The sequence below is a fragment of the Acuticoccus kandeliae genome (assembly GCF_003073115.1).
The window spans coordinates 1-410 of sequence record NZ_QBBV01000068.1; the positions used below are offsets into that span (position 1 = coordinate 1).

Annotated in this window: 1 protein-coding gene; it reads left to right on the forward strand. The window is 70.2% G+C overall.

Annotated elements, in window-relative coordinates; genetic code table 11:
* The coding region (locus DBV35_RS29340) for an FGGY family carbohydrate kinase (protein WP_245944151.1) at positions 1 to 410 on the forward strand (410 nt) is incomplete at both ends.

Sequence of the window (410 nt, forward strand, 5' to 3'; positions counted from 1 at the left end):
TCGCGACCGCGCTCGACCGCGACGGCCGCGGCGACGTCATCCGCCGCAAGGCGGGCCTCCCGCCCGCCACGTACTTCTCCGGCGGCAAGATCCAGTGGATCCTGGAGAACGTCGACGGCGTCCGCGAGGCCGCGGAGAACGGCGACGCGGTCTTCGGCAACACCGACACCTGGGTCATCTGGAACCTCACCGGCGGCACCCACGGCGGACTGCACGTCACCGACGTGACCAACGCCAGCCGCACCATGCTGATGGATCTCGAGACCCTCGACTGGGACGACGAGCTGCTCGGCTTCTTCGGCATCCCGCGGCAGATGCTGCCGGAGATCAAGCCGTCGTCGTCGGCGACCGCGTTCGGGAAGACCCTGGAGAACGGCCCGCTCGGCGGCGAGGTCCCCATCACCGGCGAC